General features: G+C 64.6%; 18 protein-coding genes and 1 tRNA gene. 6 read left to right on the forward strand and 13 right to left on the reverse strand.

Annotated features, from left to right (window positions below; all coding sequences use genetic code 11):
• The first annotated feature begins 95 nt into the window (after positions 1–95).
• The gene (locus tag AAFN55_RS20070) at positions 96–1595 is read left to right on the forward strand and encodes an MFS transporter (protein ID WP_347800745.1); all 1500 of its coding nucleotides are present in this window, start codon (positions 96–98) and stop codon (positions 1593–1595) included.
• Here AAFN55_RS20070 and AAFN55_RS20075 read toward each other — a convergent pair.
• The 6 genes from AAFN55_RS20075 to AAFN55_RS20100 all read right to left on the reverse strand — a co-directional run bounded on the left by AAFN55_RS20075 (position 1588) and on the right by AAFN55_RS20100 (position 8747).
• Complete coding sequence (locus tag AAFN55_RS20075; RefSeq protein ID WP_347800746.1) at positions 1588–2007, reverse strand: MarR family transcriptional regulator; 420 nt, start codon at positions 2005–2007, stop codon at positions 1588–1590. The genes AAFN55_RS20070 and AAFN55_RS20075 overlap by 8 nt on opposite strands.
• Complete coding sequence (locus AAFN55_RS20080; protein ID WP_347800747.1) at positions 2004–2588, reverse strand: amino acid synthesis family protein; 585 nt, start codon at positions 2586–2588, stop codon at positions 2004–2006. Before AAFN55_RS20080 ends, AAFN55_RS20075 begins: the two co-directional genes overlap by 4 nt.
• Positions 2581–3453: a UPF0280 family protein gene (locus tag AAFN55_RS20085; protein ID WP_347800748.1), complete on the reverse strand. Its 873-nt coding sequence runs from the start codon at positions 3451–3453 to the stop codon at positions 2581–2583. Before AAFN55_RS20085 ends, AAFN55_RS20080 begins: the two co-directional genes overlap by 8 nt.
• Positions 3453–4979, reverse strand: a complete 1527-nt coding sequence (locus tag AAFN55_RS20090; protein WP_347800749.1) for a 6-hydroxynicotinate reductase — start codon at positions 4977–4979, stop codon at positions 3453–3455. The genes AAFN55_RS20085 and AAFN55_RS20090 overlap by 1 nt, the downstream gene beginning before the upstream one ends.
• A 172-nt stretch (positions 4980–5151) precedes the next feature.
• Positions 5152–7890 carry a molybdopterin cofactor-binding domain-containing protein gene (locus AAFN55_RS20095; protein ID WP_347800750.1) on the reverse strand — a complete coding sequence of 913 codons (2739 nt, stop codon included), beginning with the start codon at positions 7888–7890 and terminating at the stop codon, positions 5152–5154.
• On the reverse strand, positions 7887–8747 hold the full coding sequence (locus AAFN55_RS20100; RefSeq protein WP_347800751.1) for a xanthine dehydrogenase family protein subunit M: 861 nt from the start codon (positions 8745–8747) through the stop codon (positions 7887–7889). The genes AAFN55_RS20095 and AAFN55_RS20100 overlap by 4 nt, the downstream gene beginning before the upstream one ends.
• A gap of 137 nt (positions 8748–8884) precedes the next feature.
• On the opposite strand from AAFN55_RS20100, the gene pncA reads away from it, so the two are divergent.
• Positions 8885–9484: a bifunctional nicotinamidase/pyrazinamidase gene (gene pncA / locus AAFN55_RS20105; protein ID WP_347800752.1), complete on the forward strand. Its 600-nt coding sequence runs from the start codon at positions 8885–8887 to the stop codon at positions 9482–9484.
• Here the strand turns inward: pncA and AAFN55_RS20110 are convergent, their stop codons facing one another.
• The 6 genes from AAFN55_RS20110 to AAFN55_RS20135 form a co-directional block, all read right to left on the reverse strand.
• Complete coding sequence (locus tag AAFN55_RS20110) at positions 9485–10192, reverse strand: ABC transporter ATP-binding protein (RefSeq protein WP_347800753.1); 708 nt, start codon at positions 10190–10192, stop codon at positions 9485–9487. It abuts the gene before it with no gap.
• On the reverse strand, positions 10185–10943 hold the full coding sequence (locus AAFN55_RS20115; protein WP_347800754.1) for an ABC transporter ATP-binding protein: 759 nt from the start codon (positions 10941–10943) through the stop codon (positions 10185–10187). The genes AAFN55_RS20110 and AAFN55_RS20115 overlap by 8 nt, the downstream gene beginning before the upstream one ends.
• Positions 10931–11896, reverse strand: a complete 966-nt coding sequence (locus AAFN55_RS20120) for a branched-chain amino acid ABC transporter permease (protein ID WP_347800755.1) — start codon at positions 11894–11896, stop codon at positions 10931–10933. Before AAFN55_RS20120 ends, AAFN55_RS20115 begins: the two co-directional genes overlap by 13 nt.
• Complete coding sequence (locus AAFN55_RS20125) at positions 11893–12774, reverse strand: branched-chain amino acid ABC transporter permease (protein ID WP_347800756.1); 882 nt, start codon at positions 12772–12774, stop codon at positions 11893–11895. Before AAFN55_RS20125 ends, AAFN55_RS20120 begins: the two co-directional genes overlap by 4 nt.
• Before the next feature lie 57 nt (positions 12775–12831).
• Positions 12832–14136, reverse strand: coding sequence for an ABC transporter substrate-binding protein (locus tag AAFN55_RS20130; protein WP_347800757.1), 1305 nt, complete (start codon positions 14134–14136; stop codon positions 12832–12834).
• 158 nt (positions 14137–14294) lie between these two features.
• Positions 14295–15719: a hypothetical protein gene (locus tag AAFN55_RS20135; protein WP_347800758.1), complete on the reverse strand. Its 1425-nt coding sequence runs from the start codon at positions 15717–15719 to the stop codon at positions 14295–14297.
• 225 nt (positions 15720–15944) lie between these two features.
• On the opposite strand from AAFN55_RS20135, the gene AAFN55_RS20140 reads away from it, so the two are divergent.
• Positions 15945–16034 (forward strand) — tRNA-Ser (locus AAFN55_RS20140).
• Positions 16035–16070: 36 nt separating this feature from the next.
• Here AAFN55_RS20140 and AAFN55_RS20145 read toward each other — a convergent pair.
• Positions 16071–17378, reverse strand: a complete 1308-nt coding sequence (locus AAFN55_RS20145) for an MFS transporter (protein ID WP_347800759.1) — start codon at positions 17376–17378, stop codon at positions 16071–16073.
• Between the two features lie 108 nt (positions 17379–17486).
• Between AAFN55_RS20145 and AAFN55_RS20150 the strand changes: the two genes are divergently transcribed.
• The 3 genes from AAFN55_RS20150 (at position 17487) to AAFN55_RS20160 (ending at position 19783) form a co-directional block, all read left to right on the forward strand.
• Positions 17487–17939 carry a helix-turn-helix domain-containing protein gene (locus AAFN55_RS20150; protein WP_347800760.1) on the forward strand — a complete coding sequence of 151 codons (453 nt, stop codon included), beginning with the start codon at positions 17487–17489 and terminating at the stop codon, positions 17937–17939.
• 329 nt (positions 17940–18268) lie between these two features.
• Positions 18269–19321: a histidine kinase dimerization/phosphoacceptor domain -containing protein gene (locus AAFN55_RS20155; protein WP_347800761.1), complete on the forward strand. Its 1053-nt coding sequence runs from the start codon at positions 18269–18271 to the stop codon at positions 19319–19321.
• 72 nt (positions 19322–19393) lie between these two features.
• A complete protein-coding gene (locus AAFN55_RS20160; RefSeq protein ID WP_347800762.1) occupies positions 19394–19783 on the forward strand; it encodes a response regulator in 390 nt (129 codons plus the stop codon).
• Positions 19784–19841 lie beyond the last annotated feature (58 nt).

The following is a 19841-nucleotide window of genomic DNA, read 5'->3' on the forward strand; positions in this document are numbered from 1 at the left end:
AAATTTTTCCTTTCAATTCCATACGCGCGTATTTATATAGCGATCACCCGGCGCCGACACAACGTTGCGCCCCGCATTCCATGGGAACAGACACAATGACTTCCGCCAATCGCTGGCTCGTCCTCGCCATCGTTTCAAGCGCGCTTCTCCTCATCGTCATCGACATGACGGTGCTCTACACCGCCCTGCCCCGCCTGACCCATGATCTCGGCGCAACCGCATCCGAAAAGCTCTGGATCGTCAACGCCTATCCGCTCGTCGTCGCCGGCCTGCTTCCGGGTCTCGGCACGCTGGGCGACCGGCTCGGCCACAAGCGGCTGTTCACGGCCGGACTGGTGGTGTTCGGCTTCGCATCGCTGATCGCAGCCTATTCACCGACGCCGTCGATCCTCATCGCCGCACGCGTGATGCTGGCCGTCGGCGCAGCAATGATGATGCCGGCAACGCTGTCGATCATCCGGCTTACCTTCACCGATGAAAACGAGCGCGCCTTCGCCATCGGCATATGGGCAGCCGTTGCCTCCGGCGGCGCAGCGCTCGGGCCGGTCGTCGGCGGCGTCCTGCTCGAATATTTCTGGTGGGGCTCGGTGTTCCTCATCAACGTGCCCGTCGTCATCGTCGCGCTGGTGCTGGCGCTCGTCCTGCTGCCGAACCGGCCCGGAAAGGCCGACCGGCCGTGGGATCTCATCGGCTCTGTCCAGATCATGGTCGGTCTTGTGGGCGTTGCTTACGCCATCAAGGAAGTCAGCAAGCGGGTGCCGTCGTGGGAAGCGGCTGCCATCGCTGCCGTCATCGGCGTGGTCGCACTCGTGCTGTTCGTCCGGCGGCAACGCGCAAGTGCTGCGCCGCTCATCGACTTCACCCTGTTCCGCAACCGCCGGTTTTCGTCGGGAGTCGCGACCGCGCTTGTCGCGTCCGCGGCGCTGATCGGCGTCGAGCTCGTGTTCAGCCAGCGCCTGCAACTGGTTCTCGGTCTGTCGCCGCTTGAGGCTGGCCTCTTGATCCTGCCGATCCCGCTGGCGGCGTTCCTCGCCGGCCCGCTGACCGGTCTCGCTCTGCCGCGTCTGGGCAACGAAACCGTGCTCTGGTCGTCGCTGGCATTATCCGGTGTCGGCCTCGGCGGCTTCCTCCTGACCTACGATCTGAACCAGATCGTGTGGCTCAGCTTGTTGGCCGTGATGGGTTTCGGCGTCGGCGCAGCCATGACGGCTGCATCCACCTCGATCATGCTCAGCGCGCCCGAAGACCGCGCCGGCATGGCCGCATCGGTGGAAGAGGTCTCGTACGAACTCGGCGGCGCAATGGGCATCGCCCTCATGGGCAGCCTGATGTCGGCGCTCTATACGGCCGCTCTGGTGTTGCCATCCGGCATGGATATCAGCGCCACCGCGCGCGACAGCCTCGACGAAGCGCTCATCGCGGCAGAGAGGCTCGACCCGGCAGCGGCGCAAACGCTGGCCGACCTGGCGCGCGGAGCCTTCGACTACGCCTTCATCAGCGTCGTCGCAGCCGCAGTGGTGATGTTGCTTGGCGCCGCACTCGGCATCCGGATCGCGGCAAGGCGTCCGGTTCGCGAGACGGCGAGCGTCAGCTAAGCTTTGCCAGCAACCGCATCAGCGTCTCGATCTCACGGGCGCTGAGCGGCCCGGTGGTCTCCCGCGTGATCGCATGGGCGAGCGGCAGCAGCGCCTCGACGGCCTGCCGCCCCTCCTCCGTGAGGCTGACGACGATCCGCCTGCGGTCTTCCAGATGGCGCTCGATGCTGACGAAACCGCGCAGCTTCAGCCGGTCGATCACGCCCTTGATGGTCGCTGCGTCCATCGCCACCAGCGTACCGAGCTGGTTCTGCGATGTCGCGCCCACTTCGGCCAGCTTGGCGAGTGCTGCAAACTGCGGCGGCGTCAGCTCGGCGATATGCCGCACGAAAATCGCAATGTGCCGCTGGCTTGCCTTGCGCAGCACGAACCCGATCTGCTCCTCCAGCCGATAGGGCGGCGGCGTGCTCACCGAAGCCCGTCCTCACCCTTCACGTCCCAGGCTTCGAGCCCGCCCATGCGCGAATGGATGCGCCCGCCGCAGGCCATCGCAAGCACGAACAGGATTTCGTCCGGCCTCGGACCATCGGGTGCGCGCACTTCGATCGCGTCGAAATGACTGCGCACATAGGCGGCGTTGGTGTGGCCCAGCGGAACGTCGAGCGCCGAGCCGAACGCGCCAACCTTCATGGCGGACGGAACGATCGCCTTCGAGGCGCCGAGGCGCTCGCGCATGGCGTAGCCGCCCGGCACGTGCCAGAGCGCGCCGTGCTCGATCTCGCCCTCCGTGCCGACGATCGCGCCCTTGCCGTAACCGTCGATGGCAGCGACGTCGCCGCCGAGCGCCTCGACCAGGCGTTCGGTCAGAATTCTTCCGAGTGGCTTGAGATCGTCCATCGCGGATTGCAGTTCCTCGGCATGCCGTCCGGCGAACGGGTTTTTCACCAGCGCCATCGACGCGCCGCGACGGCGTGGCGTTGCCGGCGCAGGGCCGCCATCATGCAGGATTTCCTCGGTGAAGACCGCGATCTTGCGGATGATGAAGTCAGGCATGGGCTTCCTCGATTGTTTTGGTCGGCACAGCGGCAAGAGTGCCCGCAAGGTGGCTCTGGCCATCCAGAAACAGCGCCGCCGAGACGATCAGGCCGCGCGAGACGAATTCCTCAGCGACGACAAGGCCATTTCGCAACGCCTCAGCGACGTCGTTGGAAGACAGCACGCCGACGGCGGTCGTCACCAGCCGGTCGCCCAGATCGCTGTCGGGGGCAAGTTCATGAGCCGGCTTTCGCTCGATCGCGGGATGACCCGGCAGATCGACCGCATTGGCGATCAGCGTCGCTGCCGCATCCGCCGCCGCGGCGTCGCGCGCAAGCACTGTCACCGCATCGGCAATGCCCAGCGAATGGCTGCGCCCGCGCCATCCGCTCGTGGCGACGCCGCGAACGGGATCGGTCGAGCGAATGGTGATGCGGTCGCCCATTCCATGGCCCGTTCCGGCAATCGCCGCCTTCATCTCCGCGCCTTGCGACAGGAACACGGCGATGTCGCCGCCATTGTTGACATAGGCGCGATCGAGGGTTCGTCCCTGGATCATCGCGGCCAGCACCTCGTCGGCGACGGAGCCGGCCACCGCCGCCATGGGCGTGATGAAGCGATCCGCGAGCCGGCAGACCGCCTGCTCCATTCGCCTTGCGGTCGGTCCCTGAAAGGGGCGCTGGCGCATCGCCGCCGGTTTCCGCAATTGCGGAAGCTCAGTCACCAATTCAGTCAGAACGGTATCGAAACGATCCTTGGCTTGCGTATAGGCGGCGGCGCATTCCGCCGGATCGCCGAACGCCTCGATGATGAGATCGATTGGCCCATGATTGAGGTGCAGCCGCCTGCCATCGGTCAGCATGGCGGCTTGGGGACCGTCCATCACCCGCGCTCCCGCCGAAGTTGTTGCGAGAGCGGCCATGGATTGGCATCGGGTGCGGGCTTCGCCTCGCGCGGGTTGAAATACTCGCCGCCTTCGGCAAGCACGTCATCGACGGAGCGGACGGCCGAGGCGTAGCCGCCAAGCTGCTCGTAATGATCGCGGCGAAGCGTGAACTCGATCGGCGCGACGAGCGCCGGCGTCGGGACGTAGCCGAACGCGTTGTCGGGCAGGCGCATGACGTCGACCATCAGCGTGATGCCGCCGCCCGGCCAGACATAGACCGGTGCGCCGCCACAGGTGACATAGGTCTGGAGCCGCTGCACGGATCGTGTGAGGTTGACCGGATTCTCGGTGACGCCCGCGCGCAGGCTGCCGCCCGCGCCGCCCATGAACAGCACGGTGCAGAGCGCCGGCTCGCAATTGTCCTCGATCAGATCGACCGACTTGCGCAGCCGATCCGGGAACGGTTTCGCGACCGGCGTGAGTGCGTCGTCCAGCTCGTAATAGGCGAATTGCTCACCTGTCGTGGAGACCATCAGCAGCGACAGGCCGGGACGCGCGCCCTTCTTCGGGTTCCACGGCCCGAGGATTTCGAGCGGGTCGGCAATCGTCGTGCCGCCCCAGCCAAGGCCGGGTTCCGACACCTTGAAATAACGCCCCGGCGTGGAACGCCGGCCCAAAATCTTGATGCCGGTCTCCGCCCAGTCGATCACCTTGCCGGCCTGATGCTCGGAGACGACGCCGGTGATGTGGTCGTCGACGACCACCACCTCGTCTACCAGCCCCTGCCACTGCGTCGCGAACATGCCGATCGTGGCCGACCCGCAGCCGACCCGCATGCGATGCTCGACCGTGCCGTCGATCACCGGCGGCTGCCCGGCCTGCACGATGATGGTCGAGCCGTCATCGATCGTCAGTTCGACCGCCTGCTTGTTGCACAGCGCCAGCATCGTGTCGCAGGTGACGCGGCCTTCGCTCTTCGACCCGCCCGTGAGGTGTCGCACGCCGCCGAGCGACAGCATCTGCGAGCCGTATTCCGCCGTGGTCACATGCCCGACAGGCTCGCCCTGCGCGCGCACGATCGCAGTCTCGGAGCCGATATGGCGGTCGGTGTCGATCTTCACCTTCACGCCGCAATAGGAGAAAATGCCCTCGGTGACGACGGTGACCAGATCGACGCCTTCCACCTCCTGGGCGACGATGAACGGCGCGGGCTTGAAGTCGGGATAGGTGGTGCCGGAGCCGATACCCGTCACGAAACGCCTTGTTGGGTTTACCGGATTGCCGTCCCATTCTCCTTCGCCGGCGAAGGACACGAGTTCGCCGCCGGTCTCCACGCGGTGTTCCAGGATGGTGACCGGGTCGGAGCGAACGATACGGCCGCCGAAATTGCCGTAGCGATCGCAAGCGCCGGTGCGCCCTTCGGCGATGTAGCACATGACCGGGCAGGCATCGCAGCGCAGCTTTTCACCGGCGCGCGCCTCGCCCGGCTCGTGGGTCTCGAAACGTTCGGACAGTTCGCTCATGAATAGCGCCCCTGACGCAAAACACCCCCTCCACCGCCTTCGGCGGTCCACCGTAAACGGGGGAGGATCTGCCGCTGCGGCCGGTCTCCACCGTGGATCCTCCCATGCGAAGCGGGGGAGGGGGACCGCCGAAGGCGGTGGAGGGGGTTTGCAAAAAAGTGCTGATTAAATCTCACCGCTTCGCCTCCCGGATCGCAGCCAGGACGCGGTCGGGCGTTGCCGGTACGCGTTCGATCTTGGCGCCCGATGCGTGCCGGATCGCGTTGAGGATCGCCGGTGCGGTCGGGATCAGGACGTGCTCGCCCAGCCCCTTCGCGCCGTAGGGCCCTTCCGGGTCCGGAACCTCGATCAGGATCGTTTCGATCGGCGGCACGTCGCCGATCGTCGGGATGAGGTAGTCGTGCAGATTCTCGGTTCGGCCGGGCACATACTCTTCCATGAGGGCGAGCCCGATGCCCTGTGCGATACCGCCCTCCACCTGGCCCTCGGCCAGCAGCGGGTTGATGGCGCGGCCGACATCGTGCGCCGCCGTGATCTTGATGAGCTTGACCGTGCCGAGTTTCATGTCGACTTCGAGTTCGGCCATCTGCGCGCCCCAGCCATAGACGGCGTAAGGCTTGCCCTGCCCCTTGGCGTCGAGCGGCACGGTCGGCGGGTCATAACTCTCGCTGGCGGCGAAGACGAAGCCGTCCGCATCGACCGGCAGGCCGCCAAGCGCAATCGTGCGGCTCGCCTCGCCTTCGCGCACCACGACCATCGCGCCATCGAGCGACAGTTCGGCGGCATCCGAAACATTGGCGTAGCGCAGGATCGTTTCACGCAGCGCGCGCCCGGATTTTTCGGCCGCCTTGCCGGAAATATAGGTCTGTCGCGAGCCGGAAGTCTTACCGGCATCGGGCGTCACCGCCGTGTCGCCATAGACGTAGGCGAAATCCGACAGCGGCAGGCCAAGCGCTTCCGCCGCGATCTGCGGGATGACCGTGTTGGACCCCTGCCCGATATCGACCGCGCCCTGATGCATGATCAGCCTGCCGTCGGTCGTGATGCCCATTTTGATGGTCGACGGGTTGGGGATGCCGGTGTTGCCGCAGCCGTACCAGCAGGAGGCGACGCCGATGCCGCGCTTGATATGCTCGTTCCCGGCGTTGAAACGTTCCGCCTCGGCGAAGGCGCGCGCCCACGGCTCCCGTAGCGCCTCCAGGCAGGCGGTGATGCCGATCCCCTCGTCCATCACATGGCCGCAGACGGTCGGCTGGCCGTTGCGCAGCGCGTTCTTCAGGCGAAATTCCAGCCGGTCGATGCAGAGTTTCCCAGCGAGCTCGTCGTAAAGCGTCTCCTGCATCAAGGCTGCCTGCGGTACGCCGAAACCGCGAAACGCGCCAGAGACGGGACCATTCGTATGAACCGCACGGCCAAGCGCATAATAGGCCGGCGTGAAATACGGACCCGAAGCGTGGACAGGAACGCGCGTCGCAACCGTCGGCCCCCAACTGGCATAGGCACCTGTGTTGAAATCGCCCTCGAAGTGCATGCCGGAGATCATGCCATCCGCATCGGCACCGATCGTCGCGGTCATGACGGCCGGATGGCGCTTCGTCGTGGAGGTCATGGAATCCTGCCGCGTGTAGGTCAGCGCGGCCGGCCGCCCCGTCTTCAGCGCGACGAGGCCGATCAGCGGCTGCACGGACAGGTCGAGCTTGGAGCCGAAGCCGCCGCCGGTCGCGGTCGGGATGATCCGCACCTTGTCCTTCGCGAGGCCGAGAGTGGCGGCCGTGTCGTCCCGGTCCATGATCGGCGCTTGGGTGCAGGCCTTGATGACGAGCGTATCGCCATCCATGAATGCATAGCCGGCTTCCGGCTCGATATAGGCATGCTCGACATAGGACGTTTCGAGCGAGCCGGTGACCGTCGCGGCGGAGCCGGCCAACGCGGCTGCAACGTCGCCACGCTCGACCAGACCCTGCGTCAGAATATTGCCCTCGCGGCTCGCATGAAGGCGGTCGAAGCCGTTCATCGCCTTGGCGGTCGTCAGCGCGTGGGGCAGTTCGTGCCATTCGATCGGGAAATCCGCGATCTCCAGTTCCTCGATCGCATCGCGCTCGCCGGCGACCAGCGCGACGGCCTCGCCGCGGAAGAGCGCAGTCCCGTCTGCCAGCGCTGGCTGGTCGGCGAATGGCGGGATCACGCCGAACCGGTTGACGCCGGGAATGTCCCTGGCCGTGAACACTGCCTCGATGCCGGGGCGGGCAGCTATGAAGGCGTCCAGATCACCGAACGAAAACCGCGCGTGCCAGAAGGGCGAGCGGATCACCATCACGGACAGCGCATCATCCGGCCGCTCGTCCGCGCCAAACAGGTCTGTGCCGCGCACCTTCGTCTCGCCGTCGAGACGCGGAATTGCCGCCCCAACCGCATGTCCATTGATCGCCGGTTCGTGCCGTTCGCCGGGCTCCAGCGCCTCCATCACCGCCGCCACGATCTTGCGGTAGCCGGTGCAGCGGCAGAGCACGCCGCCCAGCGCGTCGCTGACCTGCTGCTCGCTCGGGTGCGGGTTGACGTCGAGCAGCGCGGTCGCGGTGATGAGCAGGCCGGGCGTGCAGATGCCGCATTGGGCCGCGCCATGGCGCAGGAAGGATTGCTGCAGGGCCGACAGGCTGCCATTTGCGAGCCCCTCGACGGTGCGGATTTCGGAACCTTCGGCGCTCGCGGCCGGTACGAGGCATGAGCAGACCGGCGCGCCATCGACCAGAACGGTGCAGGCACCGCAGTCGCCGGCGTCGCAGCCGACCTTCGTGCCGGTGAGTTTCAGCGTATCGCGCAACAGCGCGGACAGCCGCATCACGGGCGAGACATCGACGCGCACGGCGTCACCATTGACCGTCAGCGAGATCGGTGCGGATGCCATGCTCATGCCGCCACCTCCTCTGCGATTCCTGCCGACGCGGCAGCGCCCGCCAGCGCGCGGCAGACGATTTCGCGCGCCGCGTCACGCCGATATCCCCCGCTTCCACGCACGTCGTCGATGGGCGAAAGCTCGGCAAAGTCGTAGGCCTCGACGATCTCCCGCACCGACGCGACGGGATGCCCGACCAGATGCTGCTCCAGTGCCTTGAGCCGCACCGCAACCGCGGAACATGCACCGACCGCAATCGCGGCCTCTTCGATCGTTCCGCCCTGCCCGACGACAACCCGTGCGGCGACCATCGCGATCGAGATGACCAGATAGCGCCGCGCGCCGAGCTTGACGAAATGGGACGTGCCGCGCGCGGCCGCTTTCGGTACGCGGACCGCCGTCACCATGTCGCCAGTCCTCAACGCCGTCTTGCGATTGCCCAGGATGAAATCCGAAAGCGGGATCGTTTGCGTACCGCCCAGCGAGCGCAGCTCGACCTCGGCATCGAGCGTCAGAAGCGGCGGCACGCCATCGGCGGCGGGCGATGCGTTGCAGAGATTGCCGGCGATGGTGCCGGTGTTCTGGATCTGGATCGACCCCACCTCACGCGCGGCCTGCTTCAGAGACGCGAAGGCGGGCGGCAGGTCGGCCCGGATGATATCGGTCCATGTCGCGCGCGCGCCGAACACGACATGCGTCGCGTCTTCGTGAATCCCGCGCAGATCGGACAGGCCGTTGATGTCGAGGATGTTGTCCCGGAGCGGGCGCGAGCCCTGTGCTGGATAGAAGTCGGACCCGCCGGCGAGCATGCGCCAACGGTCTTCGCTCAAGAGCGCGAGTGCCTCGTCAATCGACTTCGGTTTCGCGTAGCGCATATCCTGCTCCCACGGCTGAGAATGCGACGAAACTCATTCGCATGCAAATGATATTGCAAGCCCGATGCTTGCCAAGCGGCCATTTTCCCATCAGCCTGATGCAGGCATTGAACTGCGCCGGCTTGAGAGAGGACATCATGAGCGACAAAGCCCTGATCGTGATCGACGTGCAGAACGATTTCTGTCCGGGTGGATTGCTCGCCGTAGAAGGCGGCGACCAGATCGTTCCGGTCGTCAATCGCCTGATCGAGGGCTTCGACCACGTGATCCTGACACAGGATTGGCACCCGGCGGGACATTCCAGTTTCGCTTCGTCACACGCCGGCAAGGCCCCGTTCGACACGGTCGAGATGCCCTATGGCGCGCAGACGCTCTGGCCCGACCATTGCGTGCAGGGAACGGCCGGCGCGCAGTTTCACTCAGGACTTCAGTGGACCAAGGCCGAACTCGTGATCCGCAAGGGGTTTCGTCCGTCGATCGACAGCTACTCCGCCTTCTTCGAAAACGACCACGAGACGCCGACCGGCCTTGCCGGCTATCTGCGCGAGCGCGGGATTTCCGACCTGACGCTCGTGGGACTGGCGACCGATTTCTGCGTCGCCTATTCGGCGCTCGACGCGGTGCGTTCGGGCTTCACCGCCACCGTCCGGCTCGATGCCTGCCGGGCGATCGATCTCGGCGGCTCGCTGGATGCCATGACGGCGAAGATGGCGGACGCGGGCGTCGCGCTCGCCTGATCAGCTTACGCCGACATACCGCCTGACATAATCTGGATCGGCGCGAACCTGCTCGACCGGCACCGTCTCGCGGTTCTGGCCGTTCTCGATGAAGGCCACGCGGTCGGCAAGCGACAGCACCGCATCGACGCGCTGCTCAACCAGGATGGTCGAGACCCCGCGTTCGCGAAGTGCGGCCACCGTCTCGCGGATCTTGGCGATCATCGACGGCATCAGGCCTTCCGTCGGCTCGTCGAGAAGCAGTACGTCGGGCTCGATGCACAGGGCGCGCGCCATGGCGAGCATCTGCTGCTCGCCGCCGGACAGCGTGCCCGATTGCTGTGAAAGCCGCTCGCGCAGAACCGGAAACAGGTCGAGCACGGATTCGCGCGTCGCGCTGCCCTTGCCGCGCGTCATCAGGCCGATCTCGATGTTCTCGGCCACGGTCATTTCGGCGAACAGGCGACGCCCCTGCGGCACATAGGCCACGCCGGTCTTCGGGATGTCGTGCGCCGCCAGTCTGCTCAGGTCCGCGCCATCCTTCATGACCGCTCCCGCGCTCACGGAGACGAGGCCCATGATCGCCTTCAGCGCCGTGGTCTTGCCCGCGCCATTACGCCCGAGCAGGCAGAGAACCTCGCCCTTGCGCAGATCGAGCGACAGTCCGCGCAGCACCTGCACATTGCCGTAGCCTGCATCGAGGCCGGAGATCGAGAGCGCCTCAGCCATCGGCGGTCGTCCCCAGATAGGCGTCCTGCACGGCCGTGTTGGCCCGGATGTCTTCCGGCGTGCCTTCCGCGAGAATGCGGCCCGAACTCATCACGGTGATCTTCTGCGCAAGCTGCATCACGACATGCATGTTGTGTTCGATGAGAAGGACGGTCGCGTCCTTTGCGATGTCCCGGACCAGCGCGACGAAGGTCTCGATCTCGCCATCCGACAGGCCTTGCGTCGGTTCGTCGAGGATCAGCAGGCGCGGTTCGAGCGCCAAGCCCATCGCGACCTCCAAAAGCCGCTGATGGCCATAGGCCATGTTGCCCGCGAGCGTCGTTGCGCGGTCGGCAAGACCCACGCGGCCGAGCGCCTCGATGACGCCGTCATGAAGCTCGGCGGGCTTGATGCGGCCCTTGGTCAGGAGCCGGCGCTGAACCGAGAGCGCGACATTGTCGTAGGCCGACAGTTTTGGAAAGATGCTGGTGATCTGGAACGTGTAGGCGATGCCCGCCAGCACGCGCTTGTGCGCGGGCATCGCCGTAATGTCGGTCCCGTTGAAGGCGATCGTGCCGCTGCTTGGCGCGATGCGACCGCAGATCAGGCTCACGAATGTCGTCTTGCCGGCCCCGTTCGGGCCGATGATGGCGCGGATTTCGCCTTTCTCCAGCTTGAAATCGACGCTCTCGACAGCCTTCAGCCCGCCGAAATGGCGCGACAGGGCCCGCGTCTCGATGAGAGGCATCCCAAGGGGCGTCAGGGCAGCCATGGCAGCCACCTCTCGCGGATCGTACCGAGCAGTCCCTTCGGGAAGAACAGCACCAGCAGGATGAGCGCGACGCCGACGAACAGGAGATACGCCGTCGTCAGGCCGGACGTGTAGTCGATCACATAGAACATGAAGAGCGTGCCGATCAGCGGCCCGAGCGTCGTCGCCGCACCGCCCGCAAGCACCCAGAGCAGCGGAAGGATCGAATACTGGATCGTCGCGAAGCCGGCCCCGACATAGCCGAACAGGATGGCGTATGCCGCGCCGGCCGACGCGCAGAACAGCCCTGACAGAACGATCGCGGACAGCTTGGCGCGAAACACGTCGTAGCCCAGCATGCGCATCCGCTCCTCGTTCTCGCGGATCGCGACGAGCGTGCGCCCGAAAGGCGACCGCACCAGTTTGAGGATCGCGAGCAGTATGACCGAGAACAGGGCCAGCGCGATCAGGTATCGCGTCGAAGGATCGGACAGGCTGATCGCGGTGCCGCCGAGATCGATGCTGCGCATCTGCTGGTTCAGCACCAGCCCTTCCTCGCCGCGCGTCCATGTCGTGAAATAGAGCGAGCCGAGATAGAAGACCTGCGCGAACATCATCGTGACGATCATGAAGGCGACGCCGGTCGTGCGCAGTGCCAGAAGCCCGACGATCGTCGCGACGCCGACACCTGCGACGAGCCCCGTCCCGAACGAAAGCGGCACGCCCCAGCCGAGATGATAGAGCGGAAGCCCCGCGCCATACATGCCGGCGGCGAAGAACATCGCGTGGCCGAGGCTCAGAAGTCCGGTGTAGCCGAACATCAGATTGTAGCCCATCGCGAAGACGGCCAGCACGAGCACGCGCGAGAACACCCCGCGATGGTACTCAGGCAGCAGGAAGTTGGCTGCGAGAAGCACGCCGATCACCGCGAGATGCAGCAGGACGACCTTGCTCGAATTCTGCGCGCCGTTCATCGGGCAGTGGTCCCGAACAGCCCTTGCGGGCGGAAGACGAGCACCATGGCGACGAGGCCTGTCGCCAGCATCTTGGCGAGCGTCGGCGAATAGAACATCGAGATGATCGAATCCGACAGGCCGATGAGCACAGCGGCGACGACGGTGCCCCGCAGGCTGCCCAGCCCGCCGATGATCACGACGATGAAAGACAGAAGCAGCGGGTCGCGGCCCATCAGATAATGCGCCTGCTGGATCGGCACGATCAGCACGGCGGCGAGTGCGGCCAGCATCGCCCCCAGCGCGAACACGCCCGCATAGACACGATCGACGGGAATGCCGAACGCCTGAGCCGTCTCGCGATCGTACTGCGTGGCGCGCATGACGAGACCGATCTTCGTCCGTGTCAGCACGAACCAGGTGACGATCATCATGGCGATCGCGGCAAAGATGACGAACAGCTTGTAGCCCGAGAACCCGAACCACGGCAGCGGAATGCGGATGTTGAACGGCGGCTGCACCGGCCGCGCATCCGCGCCGTAAAAGGTGAGCGCCAGTTGCTGGATGATGTAGAGCATGCCGATCGTGGCGACGATCGTCGCCTCCGGATCGTAATTAAGCCGGCGAAGCACCAGCCGTTCCGACAGGAGGGCCGCGGCCCCCACGACCAGCGGCGCGACCAGAAGGGCGGCCGTGAAGCCGATCGCCGGATGCCCCGCAAACGCCGTCGAGACGCCCCAGGCCAGCACCGCGCCGAGCATGAAGAACTCGCCATGCGCGACATTGACGACGCGCATGACACCGAAGACGAGCGACAGTCCGAGCGCCGTCAGCGCCAGAACGGCCGCTGTCACCAGCCCCTCGAGAGAGGCGAGCAGGAGATAGGGACCAAACCCCATCAGCCGGCCTGGAAGCGCTGTGTGCGCCCTTCGAACACCATCCTCACATCGATCCGATCAGAAGGACTGCGTGGTGTAGTCGGCCTCCGCCTCGTACATGCCGTCTTCGATCGTCGTGCGGTGAACGACGTTGAGCTTGCCGCCCTCGACCACCGAAATGCTCTGGCTGCCATAGACCTGATGGTTCTTGCCGTTGAACACCTTCGCGCCCTGCGGATGCTCGGGCCCGGCCGGCAGGTCGGTCATCGCCTCGGTCGCCTCGATCAGCTTCGCGCGATCCTCGGGGCCCTTGTAGTCGGCGGCTTCCATCGCGGCCTTGATGACGTAGAGCGTCTCCCAGCAGCCGAACATGTGCGCGGCGGTCGAGACGTCCTTCGCGTCGTTGACGCTGGCGCCATTGTCGTCGAGGCCGACGGCAGTGCGATAGGCTTTCTCGTCTTCCGACGCGTCTGCCTGCAGGTAGCGCGGCATGCCTTCCCAGAAATGCGTGCCTTCGAGGAATTCGAGACCCGGGCTCTTGATGTCGACCGCCTCGAGCGAGTCGATGAAGCCGAAGAGCTTCGGTCCGCTGTTGCCGTAGAACTCGCCGAGTTCCTTGACGAAGGTGAGCACCGCCGGCCCCACCATCACGTGATAGATCACATCCGTGTCGGACGGGATCTGCGGCAGGTAGCGGGTGAACGAGCTTTCGGTCGGCGGGATCGGGATCTGCGCGACGATCTCACCGCCCTGCTCGGTTGCCGCGGGTGCGAAGAAGTCGCGATGGTCGTGGCCGAACGCATAGTCGGGATAGATCATCGTGATCTTCTTGCCGACATTCGACGTGATCCAAGGGGCCACCGCGCGGCACTGCGCGCGCACGTCGGTGATGCCCGGCTGGATCACGTAGCGGTTCATCTTGCCCGACGCCACGTGATAGCCCTCGCTGACCACGTAGTACGGCATCTTGAGCTCGCCCGCAGCCGGCGCGGACCCGACGACGACATGGCTGAAAAGCGTGCCGTAGACGATATCGACCTTGTGCTGGTTGGCGAATTTCTCGATCACCTCGGCGCCGCGCGCAGCGTCCGTGCCGTCATCTTCGGTGATAATCTCGATCGGCCGTCCGTTGATGCCGCCGCCATCGTTGATCAGCTTGACGGCAGCACTCGTGGTCCGCTCATACCAGCGGCCATAGGCGGCGCCGATGCCCGTGCGATGCGCCTGGAAGCCGATCTTGATCGGCGCGGACGACTGCGCCTGCGAATAGCGCACGAAGCCGGGCGCCGTGCCGATCGCGGCGGCGGCACCCAGACCCTTGAGCGCGCTGCGTCGTGAAATACCAGTCGTGAGGAGGCGTGATGGCTTGAAAATGTCAGTCATGAGGGTTCCCCTTGTCGCGTACCGTTGACCGAACGTTTCGCCGATTTTCCGGACAGTTCCCGATGCCCGAAAATCGCTTGTGTACAAACTAAATCATCAAACCATTCACGTGGCAACTGCTCTGTTTCCGCAGCGGAAGAAGATCGCGACATCGCGCCTCATCCCGCCGTCGGTGACGACAGCAGCCACAGGCCGAAAACGGTGTAGGCCACCATCAGAATTGCCAGTGGAAGCTGGCTGCGGGTTGCCGCTCCGCCCGTGCCATGCAGGCGCAACGCGATCACATGCGCGACCAGGATCGCAAGCAGATGCCCCCCAATGATCGCCGCCGCCTGCAGGTTCCAGACGAGCCACGCGCCATCGGCCCCCATCAGGATGCCCGCCTGCACGTTGAACGTCACCGTTCCCAGGAGGTCGGCGCCCGTCGCGAAGGGGTCGGAGAGTGCAGCCAGCGCATATTGTCCGTTGATTACCAGCGCCGCGAGATAGTGCGAGAAATGGTAGGCCATCGAGATCGGGATGATCGACCAGACCAGCGCGCCCGCCGCATCCGCCACGGCTCGGTTGCCGGACATTCGCGCCGCCAGCGCGACCGCGCCGAAGAATGCAGATGCGAGAATCGTAGCCGTCAGGAGCAGGCCGTAGCTGCTGATCCAGAGAACGGCGGTGCGCCCGGGAAATTCGAGCGGGTTGATGCCATTGAGGCCGAGCCAGAAGAACGTGCGCATCAACCCGTCGAACGACACAGACCCAAGCGCAAGGAGCAGGAACACGACACCCGACAAGGGCAGCGGCGCGGCATCGGCGAGTTTGGCTCCGGGCAGGCACAGCGCGATGGCGCGCCGCTTGCCGACAGGCCGGCTGCCATCGACGATTGCCAGCCGCGAGATCATGCGCAGGAAGACCGACAGGCATTCGCCCTGCCGCATCCAGGCCTCATAGCCGAAGGTCAAGGCGGCAAAGAGGTTCAGCACGAAATAGACCGCGAGCACGGTGGCGAGGCGCGCGGGATCGTCGGGCGCGGGATAGACGAGTTCGAACCAGGCGAAGGCCGCGAAGAGGGCGACCGCCGGCCAGTAGCCGACCCGCCCCGGCAGCTCAGGAGCCTCTCGCCGGCCCGTGACACGGGAAAGAATGCGCCACGGTGCGTACCACGGATTGATCCACCACCAGATGTTCCCGAACACGCCCTGCGCCAGCGTCAGGCCGACCCAGAACACCGTCCAGACCATCAGCGGCAGCGGATTGGACAACGGGTCGCGACTGCCGAACCACCCCGCCACGAGAAGCCCGACGAGAAGGAAAAAGCAAAGCGCGCTCGCCGCAAGCCTCGGCCATGTCGGCAGACTGCCGATGCGCAAGCGCAGCCGCGCGAGATCGTCGAGCGGTCTGGCCGGAACGAGCGCCAGGACCAGAAAGGTCAGCGCCACCGCAATCGCCCCGCCGAAGATGTAGTGGCCCGTCGGCAAGAGCAGCACATGCCCGCGGTCGCCCGCATGCGCAAACGCGTCGCCGGCCCATATTACGGTCGAGAGCGTGAAGGATGCTCCGGCGAAAATCTGCAGGCACCGCCTCACAGCCACCGGGCGTACCCGTTCGATCGTCTCGTCATGCGCCGCCCCATCGACTCCCCGCGCCGTAATGCATGGCGGCAGACTAGGCCATCTGCGCGCAATCTGTGAACCGCCAATCGTGACGACCGGCAGCGGCTGCGAAATTCGCCACGCACTGCGCCGACTTTGCTCTTGTCGGACGCCGCCACAATGGTTATGTGTGCGCCGCGCCGGAAACGGCTGACCAAGCTCCGCGGAGAGGTGGCAGAGTGGTCGAATGCACCGCACTCGAAATGCGGCATGGGTGCAAGCCCATCGGGGGTTCGAATCCCTCCCTCTCCGCCATTTGCCCGCATCACAGGGCACGGATGTGCCTATATTTCACTCCACGACCTTTTGGGTGGCCACAGCAGGTATCCACCGTTGGGTAAGTGCCCAAAAAACGATCGTGGTGAGGCTGATACCTGCTCCTGCAATGCAGACACCTTCCCATCCGACATAGGCGTAGATGATCGTTGAGGTGGATGAGCCAATTGCGCTGCCGATCGAATAGAACATCATGTAGGCGGCCGTGAGACGATTCTGCGCTTCCGGCCTGACGCGATAGATCATCGCCTGATTGGTGACATGGGTCGCCTGCAGCCCGAAATCGATGATGATAACCCCTGCGATCAGCCATAGGATCGAGTGATCCAATAGCGAAATCGGCAGCCAGGCGACCAGCATCAGGCCGAGCGCCACCCCCGTGGTGCGTTCGCCGTGCCCCCTATCGGCCCAGCGTCCCGCTCGCGCCGCACCGAGCGCGCCCGCCGCGCCCGCAAGCCCGAACAGACCGATCGCGGTGTGGGACAGGGAATATGGCGGCGCGCTCAGCGGCAGGACCAGCGGTGTCAGCAGCATCGTGACGTTGGCGAAGATCAGCATGGCGATCACGGCACGGATGCGCAGGACCGGCTCCTCGATCAGGAGCGTAACGAGAGACCTGATGAGGCCCGTATATGTCAGGCTCGTGCGCGGCCTTTCCTGTCGCGGAAGCGCTCTCCAAAGCAGCAGCGCCACCACGAATGTCAGCAAAGCAGAAACCAGGTAAACCGTCCGCCACCCGGAGAGATCGGTTAGAACCCCCGCAACGCTACGGGCCAGCAGGATACCGAACACGATCCCGCTCGTGACCATCCCGACGAGATGGCCGCGTTCGGATGGCCGTGCGAGGCTGGCGGCATAGGCGACCAAGGCCTGCGTAACGACGGCCAGAAACCCCATTGCCGCCATGGAGACCAGCAACATGGCCGCGGTCGTCGAAAAACCCACGCAGATCAGGACCAGAACGGACAGGAGCGACTGTGCGACAATGAGCTTGCGACGATCGATCAGATCACCGAGCGGCACCAGCAGGACAAGGCCCAAGCCATAGCCAAGCTGCGTCATCCCCACGATCAGGCCTGCCAGACCGTGCGAAAGCCGAAGATCGGCGGTCATAACGTCGAGAAGCGGATGCGCGAAATAGGCGTTGGCGACGGCAAGACCGCTGGCGACAGCAAACAGGAAAATGGTGAAGCGGGTAACCGGCGGCGTGCTGGCTGGAGATACGCCGGCAGGCCCGTTCGCATCGCCAACGTCCTGTCTGGCCCGGGCGCGCGCGCCATTGCCCGCGCCGCCCGCAGGCGACGCGCCTTGTTCAGTGCTCATTGCAAGCTCCTGTCGAATGGTTTAATAATGAAACCATCTTCGGGTAACTTGATCGGTTTAATTATGCAACCATATTTTTTCCCCCTGAATCGAGTTTCGGACTAGGCGATGGTCGCGCGAAAGAGCCTCAAGGGTGACTATTGCCCCAGCGCACGCTCCCTGGACGTAATCGGGGACTGGTGGTCATTGCTGATCGTGCGTGACGCTTTTGACGGGCTTGCGCGCTTCGGCGAATTTCAAAAGAGCCTCGGCATCGCCAAGAACATTCTCACCGAACGCCTGCGGGCGCTGGTCGCGAACGGCATTCTCGAACTCGTATCGGCGAGCGAAGGCGGGACGCGCATGGAATATCGTCTGACGGCTAAGGGAAAAGATCTGTTTCCGGTGATGGTGGCGCTCAGGCAGTTTGGCGAGCGCCACCTGTTTGCCCCCCAGGAGGCGCATTCGCTCCTGGTAGAGCGTGCAACCGGCCAGGCGGTTCGACTGGAGGTCCGAACTCAGAGTGGCCGGCCGATTAGCCCCGACGAAGCTGTGATCCTGAAGGTGCCGGAAGGGGAATAAAGCGGCGACCGGAGGATTTAAGGAGAACAATGGAGGGCTAAGCGGTGCGCTTGCGGTACGGCTAAAACTGCGGTTCACGCCCCCCAACCGGACGGTATGGCCTGCGGATAACCGCCGGTTGTACGCCAAAGCGGGGAGATTTCGAGGGTAATCACGGTTCGCAGAATGCGAGATACAGTTGGTCTCGGCCCATGCCTATTAAGTGTGGTGCTGGTCAGTAGCGAACGTGATAGGGTGCCTTAGAGCGTCAGCCTTAGGGTCTGTGTTTGACGGCGTTCCTGCCGAGTGATGGCTCGCCCCGCGAGTTTTCGGCCCACAAGGGCCATTTCATGCCAAAAGAACCGATTGCGCATTTCGAAGCGGCGAGCACGCTTGCCGTGGTGGTTTCATCGAACGAGCCGCTGTTATTCCTGTCCGCAGACCAGAAGGTCATCGCAGCGAGCACATCGTTCTGCCGCGTCTTCGAAATCGATCCGGCGACAATTCCCGGTCAGCCGCTCAGTGAGCTTGGAAACGGAGAATGGGCGATGTCCAAGCTCGCCTCGCTGCTGAAAGCGACGGCTTCGGGAAGTGCCCAGATCGAGGCCTACGAACTCGACCTCAAGCGGCCAAACCAGAAAACACGGAACCTGATCGTCAATGCACGCACGCTCGATGACGGCATCAAGGATCACGTTCGCCTCCTGCTGGCGGTCACCGACGTGACCGTCGCGCGCGCCCAAGCTCGGCTGAACGACGATCTGCTTCGCGAGAAGGCCATCCTGATTCAGGAAGTCCAGCATCGCGTCGCGAACAGCCTTCAGATCATCGCGAGCGTTCTCATGCAGAGCGCACGACGGGTCCAGTCGGAGGAAGCGCGCGGGCACCTGCAAAACGCGCATCATCGGGTCATGTCCATCGCAGCCGTACAAAAGCAACTCTCGACATCGCCAGGCGGCAATGTCGAACTGCGCCCCTATCTGACGCAACTCTGCGAAAGTCTTGCCGCATCGATGGTCGCCGACCCGGATCATCTCTCGATATCAGTGACGGTCGATGACAGTGCCGTGGAGGCCGACACGTCCATCAGCGTGGGACTTATCGTGACGGAACTGGTGATCAACGCCATCAAACACGCCTTCCAGGATCAGCCAATGGGCACGATCGTGATCGACTACAGCTCGGCCGGCACCGATTGGACTCTTTCCGTGACCGACAACGGTATCGGCATGCCGACCGGCAGCGATGCGCCCAAGGCAGGATTGGGCACCGGCATCGTCGAAGCGCTCGTCAGGAACCTGCAGGGCGAAATCCAGTTGAGCGATGCAGACCCAGGCACCGCCGTGACGATCACTCATCGTGGGGCACCGATCGCCAATGCCGACCTTCCGCCAGCCGCGTAGGAGCTATCATGCCGCCGAAGCGCTATGCTACCGGGAGCCGAAGAAGCTCCTCGTCTCCTACACGAGTGACAGATGAACGAAGGTAAGGCAGTCGTCCTCGTGGTCGAAGACAGCGCGCTCATCAGGATGGGCGCGGTCGACCTGGTGGTGTCCGCAGGTTACGAGGCGCTGGAGGCACACGATGCGGATGAGGCGATCCGCATCCTGGAATTGCGACCCGACATCGACCTGGTGTTTACCGACGTGCAGATGCCGGGGACGATGGATGGCATCAAGCTGTCCCGCTACATCCGCGACCGATGGCCCTCGGTGAAGCTGATTCTCGCTTCCGGCACGGCAATCCTCGAAGAGAGCAGCCTTCCCGAGGGAAGCCGATTTTTCTCGAAACCCTATACCGACCATGCCATTGCAGACGCGATGGCTCGCATGCTTTCGAACGAGAACAGCTTTCCTGCAACTTAGCGTGAGGCGCGAGGATCGTCCGGCGGCAACCGCTTTCAAGACGGGACCAGGCCGTCCC

It is taken from the genome of Mesorhizobium sp. CAU 1732 (genome assembly GCF_039888675.1).
Taxonomy (GTDB): Bacteria; Pseudomonadota; Alphaproteobacteria; order Rhizobiales; family Rhizobiaceae; genus Aerobium.

Coding starts and splice junctions, on each gene's coding strand:
- AAFN55_RS20120 (WP_347800755.1), bottom strand. CDS start 11,896: ATGAACGGCGCGCAGAATTCGAGCAAGGTCGTCCTGCTGCATCTCGCG.
- AAFN55_RS20125 (WP_347800756.1), bottom strand. CDS start 12,774: ATGGGGTTTGGTCCCTATCTCCTGCTCGCCTCTCTCGAGGGGCTGGTG.
- AAFN55_RS20110 (WP_347800753.1), bottom strand. CDS start 10,192: ATGGCTGAGGCGCTCTCGATCTCCGGCCTCGATGCAGGCTACGGCAAT.
- AAFN55_RS20145 (WP_347800759.1), bottom strand. CDS start 17,378: ATGAGCACTGAACAAGGCGCGTCGCCTGCGGGCGGCGCGGGCAATGGC.
- AAFN55_RS20130 (WP_347800757.1), bottom strand. CDS start 14,136: ATGACTGACATTTTCAAGCCATCACGCCTCCTCACGACTGGTATTTCA.
- AAFN55_RS20070 (WP_347800745.1), top strand. CDS start 96: ATGACTTCCGCCAATCGCTGGCTCGTCCTCGCCATCGTTTCAAGCGCG.
- pncA (WP_347800752.1), top strand. CDS start 8,885: ATGAGCGACAAAGCCCTGATCGTGATCGACGTGCAGAACGATTTCTGT.
- AAFN55_RS20085 (WP_347800748.1), bottom strand. CDS start 3,453: ATGGACGGTCCCCAAGCCGCCATGCTGACCGATGGCAGGCGGCTGCAC.
- AAFN55_RS20115 (WP_347800754.1), bottom strand. CDS start 10,943: ATGGCTGCCCTGACGCCCCTTGGGATGCCTCTCATCGAGACGCGGGCC.
- AAFN55_RS20155 (WP_347800761.1), top strand. CDS start 18,269: ATGCCAAAAGAACCGATTGCGCATTTCGAAGCGGCGAGCACGCTTGCC.
- AAFN55_RS20095 (WP_347800750.1), bottom strand. CDS start 7,890: ATGAGCATGGCATCCGCACCGATCTCGCTGACGGTCAATGGTGACGCC.
- AAFN55_RS20160 (WP_347800762.1), top strand. CDS start 19,394: ATGAACGAAGGTAAGGCAGTCGTCCTCGTGGTCGAAGACAGCGCGCTC.
- AAFN55_RS20080 (WP_347800747.1), bottom strand. CDS start 2,588: ATGCCTGACTTCATCATCCGCAAGATCGCGGTCTTCACCGAGGAAATC.
- AAFN55_RS20090 (WP_347800749.1), bottom strand. CDS start 4,979: ATGAGCGAACTGTCCGAACGTTTCGAGACCCACGAGCCGGGCGAGGCG.
- AAFN55_RS20150 (WP_347800760.1), top strand. CDS start 17,487: ATGGTCGCGCGAAAGAGCCTCAAGGGTGACTATTGCCCCAGCGCACGC.
- AAFN55_RS20100 (WP_347800751.1), bottom strand. CDS start 8,747: ATGCGCTACGCGAAACCGAAGTCGATTGACGAGGCACTCGCGCTCTTG.